This window comes from Delftia sp. PE138, assembly GCF_018320755.1.
GTDB lineage: Bacteria > Pseudomonadota > Gammaproteobacteria > Burkholderiales > Burkholderiaceae_C > Comamonas > Comamonas tsuruhatensis.
Genome location: NZ_JABEPN010000001.1, coordinates 946,712 through 959,242 on the forward strand (window position 1 = coordinate 946,712; position 12,531 = coordinate 959,242).

Here is a 12,531-nt window from a genome sequence, read left to right on the forward strand (position 1 = left end):
GGAAGGACGCCGGCGGCTGGTTCAGCAACGCCTGCGGCCCATTGATGCGCGCAAGTGGAGATCGATCAGCGCTGCACCAGCGTGTGCGCCAGCCAGGGCTTGGTGGCCAGGCGCTCGGCCTCGTAGGCGCGGATCTTGTCGGCATGGCGCAGGGTCAGGCCGATGTCGTCAAAACCGTTGAGCAGGCAGTACTTGCGGAAGGCAATGACGTCGAAGGGGATCTCCTCGCCCTGCGGGCGCACGATCACCTGGCGGTCCAGGTCGATGGTCAGCTCGTAGCCGGGGAAGGCGGCGATCTCGTTGAACAGCATGTCGATCGTGGCTTCGGGCAGCACGATGGGCAGCAGGCCGTTCTTGAAGCAGTTGTTGAAGAAGATGTCGGCGAAGCTGGGTGCCAGGATGGCGCGAAAGCCGTACTGGTCCAGGGCCCAGGGCGCGTGCTCGCGGCTGGAGCCGCAGCCGAAGTTCTTGCGTGCGACCAGGATGGAGGCGCCCGCATAGCGCGGCTGATTGAGCACGAAGTCGGGGTTGGGCTTGCGCGAGGCCGGGTCCTGGCCGGGTTCGCCATGGTCCAGGTAGCGCCACTCGTCGAACAGGTTCACACCGAAGCCGGTCTTCTTGATCGACTTGAGGAACTGCTTGGGAATGATGGCGTCGGTGTCGACGTTTTCGCGGTCCATGGGGGCGACAAGGCCCTTGTGCACGGTGAATTGTTGCATGGCTGTATCGGATTCAGGGTTCAGCGGGCGGCGCGTTCGATGGCGCTGCCCGCGCTTTGCACGTCCTGGCCAATGCCCTTGACGGTATTGCAGGCGGCCAGGGTGAAGGCCAGGCCGATCAGGAGGATCGAGAAGGAAGGCTTCATGGTGTGCTGGCGGGGCAGTTGCGGGTTCAGGAGAATCTGCGGATGTCCACGAAGTGGCCGTGGATGGCCGCGGCAGCGGCCATGGCGGGGCTCACCAGGTGGGTGCGTCCGCCCGCGCCCTGGCGGCCTTCGAAGTTGCGGTTGCTGGTGGAGGCGCAGCGCTCGCCGGGCTCCAGGCGGTCGGCGTTCATGGCCAGGCACATGGAGCAGCCGGGCTCGCGCCATTCAAAGCCTGCCGCCTTGAAGATCTGGTCCAGGCCTTCGCGCTCGGCCTGCTCCTTGACCAGGCCCGATCCGGGCACCACCATGGCCAGCTTGATGTTGCGTGCCACCTTCTGGCCCAGCTTCTTGACCACGGCGGCGGCTTCGCGCATGTCTTCGATGCGGCTGTTGGTGCACGAGCCGATGAAGACCTTGTCCACAAAGATGTCGTCGATGGCCTTGCCGGGTTCCAGCGCCATGTAGGTCAGCGCGCGCTCGATGGCTCCGCGCTTGCTGGCATCCTTTTCCTTGTCGGGATCGGGCACGCGGGCATCCACGCCCAGTACCATTTCGGGCGAGGTGCCCCAGGTGACCTGCGGCACGATCTCGCTGGCCTGCAGCTCGACCACGCGGTCGAACTTTGCGTCGGCATCGGAGTGCAGCGTCTTCCAGTAGGCGACGGCGGCGTCCCATTCGGCGCCCGTGGGCGCCAGCGGGCGGCCCTTGACGTAGGCGATGGTCTTGTCGTCCACGGCCACCAGGCCGGCGCGTGCGCCGCCTTCGATGGCCATGTTGCAGACCGTCATGCGGCCTTCCATGCTCAGGTCGCGGATGGCCTCGCCTGCGAACTCGATGGTGTAGCCCGTGCCGCCGGCCGTGCCGATCTTGCCGATGATGGCCAGCACGATGTCCTTGGCCGTGATGCCGGGCGCCGCCTTGCCGCTGACGTTGATCAGCATGTTCTTGGCCTTCTTGGCCAGCAGGGTCTGGGTGGCCATCACGTGCTCGACTTCGGAGGTGCCGATGCCGTGGGCCAGTGCGCCGAAGGCGCCATGCGTGGACGTGTGGCTGTCGCCGCAGACCACGGTCATGCCGGGCAGGGTGGCGCCTTGCTCGGGACCCATGACGTGGACGATGCCCTGGCCCTTGTCCATGAAGGGAAAGAAGGCCGCAGAGCCGAACTCGCCGATGTTGGTGTTCAGCGTGGTGATCTGTTCCTTGCTGATGGGGTCGGCAATGCCGTCATAGCCGCGCTCCCAGCCGTCGGTGGGTGTGTTGTGGTCGGCCGTGGCCACCACGGAGCTGATGCGCCACAGCTTGCGGCCGGCCATGCGCAGGCCTTCGAAGGCCTGGGGGCTGGTGACTTCGTGCACCAGGTGGCGGTCGATGTAGAGGACGGCGGTGCCGTCATCCTCGGTGTGGATGACATGCTCGTCGAAGATCTTGTCGTAGAGGGTGCGTCCCATGGCGTTCTCGAATGGTTGGTGTCGTGGGGAAATTCTTGGATGTGCATCCGGGGGCCAAGGGGCCTTCAGGATGCGCTGGCCGGCGGGCTCAGGTGCTCGACCAGCAGGCGGGCCGTAACGGGTAGCGCGTCGAAGTCGCGCGCCACGATGCTCAGCTCGCGCCGTGCCCAGTCGTCGCTGAGCTCCAGGGCGCGCAGATGGCCCACGCCGTGCATGAGCTCGAAGGCGCGGTCGGGGATCAGTCCCACGCCCAGGCCGTTGTCGATCATGCGGCACATGGCATCCAGGCTGGTGACCTGGATGCGCTGGTGCAGCGCATGCCCGGCCTGGGCCGCAGCCGCACGCATGGCCAGGCTGATGGAGGAGCCGGCCTGCAGGCTGACGATGTCCCATTCGAGCACATCGGCAAAGGCCACGCTGTCGCTGTGCGCCAGCGCGTGCTGCTCGGGCACCACGACGACCAGCCGGTCCTCGCGGTAGGGGCGGTGCTGCAGCGCGGGAGTGGCCTGGCCATTGCCCAGCGGCATGTATGCCATGGAGCAGATGCCGATGTCGGCCGTGCCTTCCTGCACCGCCGCCAGCACGGCGGGGCTGAGCTGCTCCTGCAGGTCGATCTTGACCTGGCCATGCTTGCGCGCGAAGACGCCCAGGTCTTCCGGCAGGAACTGCACGATGGCCGACATATTGGCGTGGATGCGTACATGGCCGCGCACGCCATCGGCGTACTCGGACAGCTCGCCCTGCATGCGCTCCAGGCCATACAGCACGTTGCGCGCGTGGTGCAGCAGGCTTTCGCCGGCAGGAGTGAGTGTCACGCCACGGCTGTGGCGATACAGCAGGGCCGTGTCCACGGTGGCCTCGAGGTCGGACAGGCGCTTGCTCACCGCCGAAGCGGCGATGAACTCGCGCTCTGCCGCTCGTCCGATGCTGCCAAGTTCGCAGACAGCCACGAACAGCTGCAAGGAGGTAAGGTCTATGCGCCGTGCAAAACTGCGCTCTGAATTCTTCATGTGGTGGGGTTCAGGCTTCTCATTAGGAGAAGTTGAATGGATTTTCTCGCACAAGTCATCGATCTGTCATCTTCAAGCGCGATGTCTTTGGTGATGTCGTGCGATTTCATGGAGATGGGGGTCATGCCTCGTGGCGATGGCTGCGGGCAACCATGCCCGCCGGAACGCCGGTTGCATACTGAAAGAATTTGTCAATCTTTGCGCCAGTCGCCTGCATGGATTGCTGCAAAAATAAGAGCATATGAACGATCGATACCCGACGGGCCTGCGAGCCCTGCCTGCAGGCCTGTCATTGCTGCTGGCCGCAGCCCTGTCCTGCATGGCCGTCCCGGCGTCTGCCAAGCCGCAGCCACCGGCGAAGAACACGGCCAAGAGCGGCGCGAAGGCCGCCGCCAAGCCTGCGGCCAAGGCAGCTGCGAGGCCGACAGGCAAGACCGCCGTCAAATCCAAGGGCAAGCCGGTACCTGCCACCACCCGCAGCGCACCTGCCAAGGCGGCCGCCGCTGCAGGCGTGGTGGGCGGCGCTGCCGCAGCGGGGGCTGCAGCTGCAGCCGCAGGTGGCGGCGCGTCCAAGGGTGAGTCCGGCCTGAGCGCTGCCGAGCTTGCAGCGCTGCAGCAGCATGCCGAGCAGGGCGAGGCCAGCGCCCAGTACGCGCTGGGCTCGCTGTACAAGCGCGGCCAGGGCGTTGCCCTGGATGCGGAGACTGCCGCCCGGTGGTATGAGAAATCGGCCCAGCAAGGCTATGCGCCGGCTCAGTCCGACCTGGGTTTGATGTACGCCAATGGCCGTGGCGTGGTGCGCGACGATGCGCAGGCCGTGCAGTGGTATCGCAAGGCGGCCGAGCAGGGTGATGCCGTGGCACAGAACAACCTGGGCCTGATGCTGGCCGAAGGGCGCGGAGCCGCCAAGGATCCCGTCCAGGCCGTGCAATGGTTCCAGCGCTCGGCCGAACAGGGGGAGGCGGCCGGCCAGTACAGCCTGGGCGTGATGTATGCCACGGGCCGGGGCGTGGCCGAGGATGTGGCGCAGGCGCTGCGCTGGTTCGTGGCGGCGGCAGGCCAGGGCCATGTCGATGCGCAATTCAACGCCGGCATGCTCTATGCCGAGGGTGGCGTGGTCGATCGCGACATGGCGCAGGCCGCACACTGGCTGGAGAAGGCGGCCGAGCAGGGCAGTGCCGCAGCCCAGTCCAACCTGGGCGTTCTGTATGCCAATGGCCAGGGCGTGCCTGCCAGCGACAAGCAGGCCGCGCGCTGGCTGGAGCGTGCCGCCCAGCAGGGCGACGCGCTGGCGCAGTCCAATCTGGCCAGCCTCTATTCCTCGGGCAAGGGCGTGGAGCGCAGCCCGTCGCAGGCCTATTTCTGGATGCTGCTGGCAGCGGGCAAGGACAGCTCTCTGGCGGCCAAGCGCGACAGCATGGCCCAGCCGCTGAGCGCGGCAGAGCGCGCACGTGCCGAGCGGCAGGCGGCGGCCTGGAAGGCCAAACCCGCTCCCTGAGCCCTGTTGAGGATGCACCAATGAAAAACGCCTCGGAAGAGGCGTTTTTGTTGGGGGCTCAGTGCTGCATCAACTGAAGAAGCTCTTGAGCCTGTCGGTCCAGCTCTCGCCGCTGGGCGAATGCTTGGCGCCGCCCTTCTTGAGCGATTCCTCCAGCTCGCGCAGCAGCTTGCGCTGGTACTCGGTCAGCTTGACGGGCGTCTCGACCACGATGTGGCAGTACAGGTCACCGGGGTAGCTGGAGCGCACGCCCTTGATGCCCTTGCCGCGCAGGCGGAACTGCTTGCCGGCCTGGGTGCCTTCGGGGATGTCGATGGCCGCCTTGCCCGAGAGGGTGGGCACCTCGATCTCGCCACCCAGCGCTGCCGTGATGAAGCTCACGGGCACGTTGCAGTGCAGATCGTCGCCATCGCGCTCGAAGATGTCGTGGTCCTTGATGCGGATCTCGATGTAGAGATCGCCTGCAGGCCCGCCATTGGTGCCGGGTTCGCCATTGCCCGAGGAGCGGATGCGCATGCCGTCGTCGATGCCTGCGGGAATCTTCACTTCCAGCGTCTTCTGGCGCTTGACCTTGCCCTGGCCGCCGCAGCTGGTGCAGGGCTCGGGAATGATCTTGCCCGTGCCTCGGCAGTGCGGGCAGGTCTGCTGCACGCTGAAGAAGCCCTGGCGCATCTGCACGCTGCCCATGCCGTTGCAGGTGGTGCAGGTCTTGGCGCTGGTGCCGGGCTTGGCGCCGCTGCCGTGGCAGGTGTCGCAGCTGTCCCAGCTGGGGATGCGTATCTGCGCATCCTTGCCGTGGGCGGCTTCCTCCAGCGTGATCTCCATGGCATAGCTGAGGTCGTTGCCACGGTAGACCTGGCGGCCGCCACCTGCGCCGCCGCGCCGCCCGCCCTGGTTGAACATGTCGCCGAAGATGTCGCCAAAGGCCTCGGCAAAGCCGCCAAAGCCTTCTGCGCCGCCGCCCATGCCGCGGTTGGGGTCCACGCCTGCGTGGCCGTACTGATCGTAGGCCGCGCGTTTGTTGCTGTCGGAGAGCATCTCGTAGGCCTCCTTGGCCTCCTTGAATTTCTCTTCCGCCTCGCGTGCGGCATCCCCCTGGTTGCGGTCAGGGTGGTACTTCATCGCCAGCTTGCGATAAGCCTTCTTGATGTCGTCGTCCGAGGCGTTCTTGGCAACGCCGAGGACCTCGTAAAAATCGCGTTTGGACATGGTGTTTGCTAGCCAGTCAGTGAGAACAGGAACGCCGCGTCAGCCCCTTGGCAGGGCCGAGCGCGGCGGCAAGCGGTCGTCAAGGGACCACGCGCTGGGTTCAGTCCTTCTTGACTTCCTTGACTTCGGCGTCGACGACGTTGTCGTCAGCGGCTGCAGCACCGGCCGAGGCGCCTGCAGCACCGGCGGCTGCTGCGGCGGCGGCTGCCTCGGGGGCGCCCGCTGCCTGTGCATCGGCGTACATCTTCTCGCCGAGCTTCTGGCTGACCGTCATCAGCGCCGTGGTCTTGGCGTCGATGGCGTCCTTGTCCTCGCCCTTGAGCGCTTCTTCCAGGTCCTTGACGGCGCTCTCGATGGCGGTCTTCTCGCCAGCGTCGAGCTTGTCGCCATGCTCGCCCAGGCTCTTCTTGACGCTGTGCACGGCAGCTTCGCCCTGGTTGCGGGCCTGGACCAGTTCCAGCTTCTTCTTGTCGTCGGCGGCGTTCAGCTCGGCGTCCTTGACCATCTTCTGGATCTCTTCCTCGGACAGGCCGGAGTTCGCCTTGATGGTGATCTTGTTTTCCTTGCCCGATGCCTTGTCCTTGGCGGACACGTTCAGGATGCCGTTGGCGTCGATGTCAAAGGCCACTTCGATCTGGGGCACGCCACGCGCGGCCGGCGGGATGCCTTCGAGGTTGAACTCGCCCAGCATCTTGTTGCCCGAAGCCATTTCGCGCTCGCCCTGGAACACCTTGATCGTCACGGCAGGCTGGTTGTCGTCGGCCGTCGAGAAGGTCTGTGCGAACTTCGTCGGGATGGTGGTGTTCTTGGTGATCATCTTGGTCATCACGCCACCCAGCGTCTCGATGCCCAGCGACAGCGGTGTCACGTCCAGCAGCAGCACGTCCTTGCGGTCACCCGACAGAACCTGGCCCTGCACGGCGGCGCCCACGGCCACGGCTTCGTCGGGGTTCACGTCCTTGCGGGGATCCTTGCCGAAGAATTCCTTGACCTTTTCCTGCACCTTGGGCATGCGGGTCATGCCGCCGACCAGGATGACGTCATCGATGTCGGACACGGACACGCCTGCGTCCTTGATGGCCGTGCGGCAGGGCGCAATGGTGCGCTCGATCAGGTCCTCGACCAGGCTTTCCAGCTTGGCGCGGGTCAGCTTGATGTTCAGGTGCTTGGGACCCGAGGCATCGGCCGTGATGTAGGGCAGGTTGATGTCGGTCTGGGCCGAGTTCGACAGCTCGATCTTGGCCTTCTCGGCGGCTTCCTTCAGGCGCTGCAGCGCCAGCACGTCCTTGGACAGATCGACGCCCTGTTCCTTCTTGAACTCGGTGATGATGTAGTCGATGATGCGCTGGTCGAAGTCTTCGCCGCCCAGGAAGGTGTCGCCGTTGGTCGACAGCACTTCGAACTGCTTTTCGCCGTCCACATCGGCGATTTCGATGATGGACACGTCGAAGGTGCCGCCGCCCAGGTCATACACGGCGATCTTGCGGTCGCCCTTGTCGGTCTTGTCCAGGCCGAAGGCCAGGGCCGCCGCCGTGGGTTCGTTGATGATGCGCTTGACTTCCAGGCCGGCGATGCGGCCGGCGTCCTTGGTGGCCTGGCGCTGGGCGTCGTTGAAGTAAGCGGGCACGGTGATCACGGCCTCGGTCACGGGCTCGCCCAGGTAGTCCTCGGCGGTCTTCTTCATCTTGCGCAGCACTTCGGCGGAAATCTGCGGCGGGGCCAGCTTCTGGCCGCGCACTTCCACCCAGGCGTCGCCGTTGTCGGCGCGCGAGATGGTGTAGGGCATCAGGTCGATGTCCTTTTGCACTTCCTTCTCGTCGAACTTGCGGCCGATCAGGCGCTTGGCGGCATAGATGGTGTTGCGGGGGTTGGTGACCGCCTGGCGCTTGGCCGAGGCGCCGACGAGGATCTCGCCGTCTTCCTGGTACGCAATGATCGACGGCGTGGTGCGCGCACCTTCGCTGTTCTCGATCACGCGCGTGGTGTTGCCGTCCATGATGGCCACGCAGCTATTGGTGGTGCCCAGGTCAATACCGATGATTTTTCCCATTTTGAGTTCTCTCCGCGTTCTGTGAAATGTTTGAATGACTGCTAACTTGTGGCCGGCTCGCGCAGCTTCAAGGGGCTTGTCCCCTTTTTTGTCAGTGCTGCCGTGAGTGCCCGCTTACTGGGGCTGGGCCACGGTCACGAGGGCCGGGCGCAGGATGCGGTCGGCGATCAGGTAGCCCTTTTGCAGCACCGATACCACGGTGTTGGCTTCCTGCTGTGCAGGCACCATGCTGATCGCCTGGTGCAGGTTGGGGTCGAATTTCTCGCCGGCAGCCGGATTGATGGTCACGACCTTGTTGCGCTCAAGGGCCGAGGTCAGCTGGCGCAGCGTGGCGTCGGCGCCTTCGCGCAGCTGTTCCGGCGTGGCCTGTTGAATGGCCAGGGCGGCATCCAGGCTGTCGCAGACAGGCAGAAGGCTTTCGGCAAAGCTCTCGATGCCGAATTTGCGCGCCTTGGAGACTTCGTCTTCTGCGCGGCGGCGCACATTCTCGGCCTCGGCCTTGGCGCGCAGGAACTGGTCTGCCAGCTCGGCGCTCTTGGCCTTGAGTTCGGCCAGCTCGGCCTGCAGGCGCTGCAGCTCGTCGGCTGCATTGGCCGCCATGGCGGCTTCGATTTCTTCCGGGGCTGCGTCTTGCAAGGGGTTGGAGTTTTGTTCAGACATGGATAGAGACTTCAGCTACAAAACAAAGCGGTCGCCAGACTGGAGGCCAGGCGATTGCACGATCTTGAATCGAGATGCGAGCGGATCGGTGTATTTTCAAGGGCTTTGTGCATGTGCATCCGCGCGGCAGAGGTACACGGTGAGGGCAAAAGCCGGGCGACGGGGCAAAAGCCCCACACAGATCCGGGGTCTCGGGCAGTGCGAAGTGTACAGATGGAAGAGGGCTGCGCTAGAATCCAATGCTTTGCCTTGCCGCACCGCTACAAGACGCAGTGGGCGGCGTTTTCCCAAAAGGAGTCGATATGCGTCATTACGAAATCGTTTTGTTGATCCACCCGGATCAGAGCGAGCAGGTTCCCGCCATGCTGGAACGCTACAAGGGCATGATCACCGCTGGCGGTGGCAAGGTCCATCGCGAAGAAGACTGGGGCCGTCGCCAACTGGCTTACATGATCAACAAGCTCGCCAAGGCCCACTACCTGTGCCTGAACATCGAAGCCGACCAGGCTGTGATGGCTGAGCTGGAGCATGCCTTCAAGTTCAACGATGCCGTGCTGCGTCACCTGACGGTTCAGAAGAAGAAGGCCGATACGGCTCCTTCCTCGATGATGAAGACCGTCGAGCGTGAAGAGGCCCGCAAGGCCAGCCAGACCGAACAGGCCTGAGCCCAGCCCTGTCAGAACCTGAAGGAGTGGAGAACCACGTTGTACTGACGGCCGCCATCGCAGAGCTTCAAGCACTGCGCTACACGCCGGCAGGGCTGCCAGCCCTTGAACTGCGACTCGAGCATGCGTCGCGGCAGAAAGAGGCGGGAAGCGAGCGCAGCGTGACGGCATCTGTCAAGGCGGTGGCCTTTGGCGCGCTGGCTGAAAAGCTGGCCCGCCAGGCGCTCGGCAGCCAGTGGAAGTTCCAAGGCTTCCTGGCAACGCCCCGCAACGGCAAATTGCTGGTTCTTCACATCCAGGACATTCAACAAAACTAATTTTCAAGAGGTCCAGAAATGGCCACGTTCAAGAAATTCAACAAGGACAAGCGCCCCAAGCGCAACACGCAGTCGCTGCTGTTCAAGCGCAAGCGCTTCTGCCGCTTCACCGTCGCCGGCGTCGAAGAAATCGACTACAAGGATGTGGACACCCTGCGTGACTTCATCGGTGAAAACGGCAAGATCGTCCCCGCTCGCCTGACCGGCACGCGCGCCATCTACCAGCGTCAGTTGAACACTGCCATCAAGCGCGCCCGCTTCCTGGCTCTGGTTCCTTACTCTGACCAGCACAAGATCTAAGGAATACAACCCATGCAAGTCATTCTGCTCGACAAGGTTGTGAACCTCGGTGGCCTCGGCGATATCGTCAAGGTCAAGGACGGCTACGCCCGCAACTTCCTGATCCCCACGGGCGCTGCCCGTCGCGCCACGGCTTCCGCCAAGGCCGAGTTCGAAGCCAAGCGCGCCGAACTGGAAAAGCAAGCGGCTGAAAAGCTGGCTGCTGCCCAGCAACTGGGCGAAAAGCTCAACGGCGTGAACGTCAAGCTGACCCAGAAGGCTGGCGTTGACGGCCGCCTGTTCGGTTCGGTGACCAATGCCGACATCGCCGAAGAACTGACCAAGGCCGGTTTCGCCGTTGCCAAGTCGCAAGTTCGCCTGGTCAACGGTCCCATCAAGACCGTGGGCGACGCCACCGTGGTCGTGGCACTGCACACCGACGTCAGCGTCGAAGTGTCGGTGTCGGTCTACGGCGACCACTCCTGATCCGGGGCTTGTTCCGTATCACCAAAAAGCCGCCTTCGGGCGGCTTTTTGCTTTGCCGCGCCCGGGTGATGACGCCGGGTGGCGCGGCCTTTTGCCAGCCGCTACGATGGCGGGCTCATCTCCAGGAATTCCATGTCGTCCGTAATGCCCCCGCTCGATCTCGATGATGCGTTCGCACCGCTGCTGCCCGCTGGCGACCAGCAGGTCGCGCAGTTGCGCGTGCCGCCGCATTCGATGGAGTCCGAGTCCAGCGTGCTGGGTGGCCTGCTTCTGGACAACAGTGCCTGGGACCGCGTGGGCGATCTGCTGGTGGATGGTGATTTCTACCGCCATGAGCACAAGCTGATTTACGAGGCCATCGGCAAGCTGATCAATGCCAGCAAGCCGGCCGACGTGATCACGGTGTACGAGCATTTGCAGGGCATGGGCAAGGCCGAGGAAATTGGCGGCCTGCTGTACCTGAACCAGCTGGCGCAGTACGTGCCCAGTGCCACCAACATCCGGCGCTACGCGGAGATCGTGCGCGAGCGCTCCATCCTGCGCAAGCTGGTGACGGCCAGTGATGACATCGCCACCAATGCCTTCAATCCGCAGGGCAAGACGGTGGACCGCATCCTTGACGAGGCCGAGCAGAAGATCCTGGCCATCGGCGAGGAGGGGGCGCGCAACAAGCAGGGCTTCCAGTCGCTCGACACGCTGGTGGTGGACCTGCTGGACCGTGTCCAGGAGATGGCCGACAACCCCATGGATGTGACCGGCGTGCCAACGGGCTTTGTCGATCTTGACCGCATGACCAGTGGCCTGCAGGCTGGCGACCTGGTGGTGCTGGCCGCACGCCCCTCGATGGGCAAGACCTCGTTTGCGGTGAATATCGCCGAGCACGTGGCGCTCAACGAAGGCCTGCCGGTCGCCATTTTCTCCATGGAAATGGGCGCGGCCCAGCTGGCGGTGCGTATCGTCGGCTCTATCGGCCGCGTCAACCAGGGCAATCTGCGCACGGGCAAGCTCAACGATGACGAGTGGCCGCGCCTGACGGAAGCCATCGAGCGGCTGCGCACGGTGTCCCTGCACATCGACGAGACGCCCGGCCTGTCGCCTACGGAGCTGCGCGCCAATGCGCGGCGCCTGGCGCGTACCTGCGGCAAGCTGGGCCTGATCGTGGTCGACTATCTGCAGCTGATGAGCGGCTCGGGTTCGGCCGCCAGTTCCGACAACCGTGCGACCGAGCTGGGCGAGATTTCGCGGGGCTTGAAGATGCTGGCCAAGGAGTTGCAGTGCCCGGTGATTGCCCTGTCCCAGCTCAACCGTTCGGTGGAGCAGCGCACCGACAAGCGCCCCATGATGTCCGACCTGCGCGAATCGGGCGCCATCGAGCAGGATGCCGACATCATCATGTTCATCTACCGCGATGACTACTACAACAAGGACAGCAAGGAGCCCAACATCGCCGAAGTCATCATCGGCAAGCAGCGTAACGGCCCGACCGGCACGGTCAAGCTGTTCTTTCAGAAAAACCAGACGCGCTTCGAGAACCTGGCCGTGGGCTACGGTGGTGGCGACGAGTACTGATTGCAGCACTTGGCTTTCAGGCTTTCCATGAAAAACGGCCCCGAGGGGCCGTTTGTTTTTTTGCAGTGGGCGGTCTATGTACGCCAGGCATGGATCAGCAGACCTGCCACGCAGGCGCCGAGGATGGCGCAGGCCCAGGCCAGCCGCTGGGCGCCCGTGCGCAGCGCACCCACGGTGGCCACGATCTGGGCATTCTGCTCGGCCAGCTTCTCGATCAGTTCCAGCGACTGGCGCTGTGACTGCTCCAGCTGCGTGATGCGGGCTTCCTGGGCCTGGATCAGCAGCAGAGCCTGTTCGCCAGCCGAGCGCGGAGCTGCCAGCGGCTCGCCGGCCGCAGCCGGCTGCGCGACGACCGCCTGCTCCGCATCCTTTTTGCGCAGCAGGCTCTTGGCTGCCTTGACGACCTGGGGGGTGGCCTCGATGACATCGCCCCAGGGCACCAGCTTCAGCGCCGTGATCCAGCTGATCGCCATGG

The 12,531-nt window shown here is 64.4% G+C and carries 14 protein-coding genes; 6 read left to right on the plus strand and 8 right to left on the minus strand.

The annotated features are described in order from the left end of the window. Positions 1–65: 65 nt before the first annotated feature. The 4 genes from leuD to HFGMBDPB_RS04275 all read right to left on the minus strand — a co-directional run bounded on the left by leuD (position 66) and on the right by HFGMBDPB_RS04275 (position 3,323). The gene (gene leuD / locus HFGMBDPB_RS04260) at positions 66–719 is read right to left on the minus strand and encodes a 3-isopropylmalate dehydratase small subunit (protein WP_016447763.1); all 654 of its coding nucleotides are present in this window, start codon (positions 717–719) and stop codon (positions 66–68) included. A 20-nt stretch (positions 720–739) separates the two neighbouring features. Further along, positions 740–865, minus strand: a complete 126-nt coding sequence (locus tag HFGMBDPB_RS04265; RefSeq protein ID WP_012207035.1) for an entericidin A/B family lipoprotein — start codon at positions 863–865, stop codon at positions 740–742. A gap of 26 nt (positions 866–891) precedes the next feature. Beyond that, on the minus strand, positions 892–2,313 hold the full coding sequence (leuC, locus tag HFGMBDPB_RS04270) for a 3-isopropylmalate dehydratase large subunit (RefSeq protein ID WP_074921049.1): 1,422 nt from the start codon (positions 2,311–2,313) through the stop codon (positions 892–894). A 65-nt stretch (positions 2,314–2,378) separates the two neighbouring features. Next, entirely contained in the window at positions 2,379–3,323 is a 945-nt protein-coding gene (locus HFGMBDPB_RS04275; protein WP_016447761.1) for a LysR family transcriptional regulator, read from the minus strand. A 241-nt stretch (positions 3,324–3,564) separates the two neighbouring features. Between HFGMBDPB_RS04275 and HFGMBDPB_RS04280 the strand changes: the two genes are divergently transcribed. Further along, positions 3,565–4,821 (plus strand): SEL1-like repeat protein, encoded by a 1,257-nt coding sequence (locus tag HFGMBDPB_RS04280; RefSeq protein ID WP_249343342.1) that lies wholly within the window; start codon positions 3,565–3,567, stop codon positions 4,819–4,821. Between the two features lie 69 nt (positions 4,822–4,890). Here HFGMBDPB_RS04280 and dnaJ read toward each other — a convergent pair whose 3' ends face one another. From dnaJ to grpE, 3 genes are all read right to left on the minus strand, one after another. Further along, on the minus strand, positions 4,891–6,030 hold the full coding sequence (gene dnaJ / locus HFGMBDPB_RS04285; protein ID WP_017405356.1) for a molecular chaperone DnaJ: 1,140 nt from the start codon (positions 6,028–6,030) through the stop codon (positions 4,891–4,893). A gap of 100 nt (positions 6,031–6,130) precedes the next feature. After that, positions 6,131–8,080 (minus strand): molecular chaperone DnaK, encoded by a 1,950-nt coding sequence (dnaK, locus tag HFGMBDPB_RS04290; protein ID WP_016447758.1) that lies wholly within the window; start codon positions 8,078–8,080, stop codon positions 6,131–6,133. Positions 8,081–8,194: 114 nt separating this feature from the next. Beyond that, entirely contained in the window at positions 8,195–8,740 is a 546-nt protein-coding gene (gene grpE, locus HFGMBDPB_RS04295; protein WP_016447757.1) for a nucleotide exchange factor GrpE, read from the minus strand. Between the two features lie 302 nt (positions 8,741–9,042). Between grpE and rpsF the strand changes: the two genes are divergently transcribed. The 5 genes from rpsF to dnaB all read left to right on the plus strand — a co-directional run bounded on the left by rpsF (position 9,043) and on the right by dnaB (position 12,056). After that, positions 9,043–9,405 carry a 30S ribosomal protein S6 gene (gene rpsF / locus HFGMBDPB_RS04300; RefSeq protein ID WP_012207028.1) on the plus strand — a complete coding sequence of 121 codons (363 nt, stop codon included), beginning with the start codon at positions 9,043–9,045 and terminating at the stop codon, positions 9,403–9,405. A gap of 26 nt (positions 9,406–9,431) precedes the next feature. Further along, positions 9,432–9,722: a primosomal replication protein N gene (priB, locus tag HFGMBDPB_RS04305; protein WP_016451191.1), complete on the plus strand. Its 291-nt coding sequence runs from the start codon at positions 9,432–9,434 to the stop codon at positions 9,720–9,722. A gap of 18 nt (positions 9,723–9,740) precedes the next feature. Beyond that, entirely contained in the window at positions 9,741–10,022 is a 282-nt protein-coding gene (rpsR, locus tag HFGMBDPB_RS04310) for a 30S ribosomal protein S18 (protein WP_012207026.1), read from the plus strand. A gap of 12 nt (positions 10,023–10,034) precedes the next feature. Beyond that, entirely contained in the window at positions 10,035–10,487 is a 453-nt protein-coding gene (gene rplI, locus HFGMBDPB_RS04315) for a 50S ribosomal protein L9 (RefSeq protein WP_016447755.1), read from the plus strand. 132 nt (positions 10,488–10,619) lie between these two features. Continuing rightward, positions 10,620–12,056: a replicative DNA helicase gene (gene dnaB, locus HFGMBDPB_RS04320; protein ID WP_016447754.1), complete on the plus strand. Its 1,437-nt coding sequence runs from the start codon at positions 10,620–10,622 to the stop codon at positions 12,054–12,056. 74 nt (positions 12,057–12,130) lie between these two features. Here the strand turns inward: dnaB and HFGMBDPB_RS04325 are convergent, their stop codons facing one another. Then, the gene (locus HFGMBDPB_RS04325) at positions 12,131–12,529 is read right to left on the minus strand and encodes a hypothetical protein (protein ID WP_047326624.1); all 399 of its coding nucleotides are present in this window, start codon (positions 12,527–12,529) and stop codon (positions 12,131–12,133) included. Positions 12,530–12,531: the final 2 nt, after the last annotated feature.

What these genes read in the sequence shown, in the direction of transcription:
- HFGMBDPB_RS04325 (WP_047326624.1), bottom strand. Translation starts at nt 12,529, where the DNA reads ATGGCGATCAGCTGGATCACGGCGCTGAAGCTGGTGCCCTGGGGCGAT.
- dnaJ (WP_017405356.1), bottom strand. Translation starts at nt 6,030, where the DNA reads ATGTCCAAACGCGATTTTTACGAGGTCCTCGGCGTTGCCAAGAACGCC.
- HFGMBDPB_RS04275 (WP_016447761.1), bottom strand. Translation starts at nt 3,323, where the DNA reads ATGAAGAATTCAGAGCGCAGTTTTGCACGGCGCATAGACCTTACCTCC.
- HFGMBDPB_RS04265 (WP_012207035.1), bottom strand. Translation starts at nt 865, where the DNA reads ATGAAGCCTTCCTTCTCGATCCTCCTGATCGGCCTGGCCTTCACCCTG.
- dnaK (WP_016447758.1), bottom strand. Translation starts at nt 8,080, where the DNA reads ATGGGAAAAATCATCGGTATTGACCTGGGCACCACCAATAGCTGCGTG.
- dnaB (WP_016447754.1), top strand. Translation starts at nt 10,620, where the DNA reads ATGTCGTCCGTAATGCCCCCGCTCGATCTCGATGATGCGTTCGCACCG.
- rplI (WP_016447755.1), top strand. Translation starts at nt 10,035, where the DNA reads ATGCAAGTCATTCTGCTCGACAAGGTTGTGAACCTCGGTGGCCTCGGC.
- rpsR (WP_012207026.1), top strand. Translation starts at nt 9,741, where the DNA reads ATGGCCACGTTCAAGAAATTCAACAAGGACAAGCGCCCCAAGCGCAAC.
- grpE (WP_016447757.1), bottom strand. Translation starts at nt 8,740, where the DNA reads ATGTCTGAACAAAACTCCAACCCCTTGCAAGACGCAGCCCCGGAAGAA.
- HFGMBDPB_RS04280 (WP_249343342.1), top strand. Translation starts at nt 3,565, where the DNA reads ATGAACGATCGATACCCGACGGGCCTGCGAGCCCTGCCTGCAGGCCTG.
- leuC (WP_074921049.1), bottom strand. Translation starts at nt 2,313, where the DNA reads ATGGGACGCACCCTCTACGACAAGATCTTCGACGAGCATGTCATCCAC.
- leuD (WP_016447763.1), bottom strand. Translation starts at nt 719, where the DNA reads ATGCAACAATTCACCGTGCACAAGGGCCTTGTCGCCCCCATGGACCGC.
- rpsF (WP_012207028.1), top strand. Translation starts at nt 9,043, where the DNA reads ATGCGTCATTACGAAATCGTTTTGTTGATCCACCCGGATCAGAGCGAG.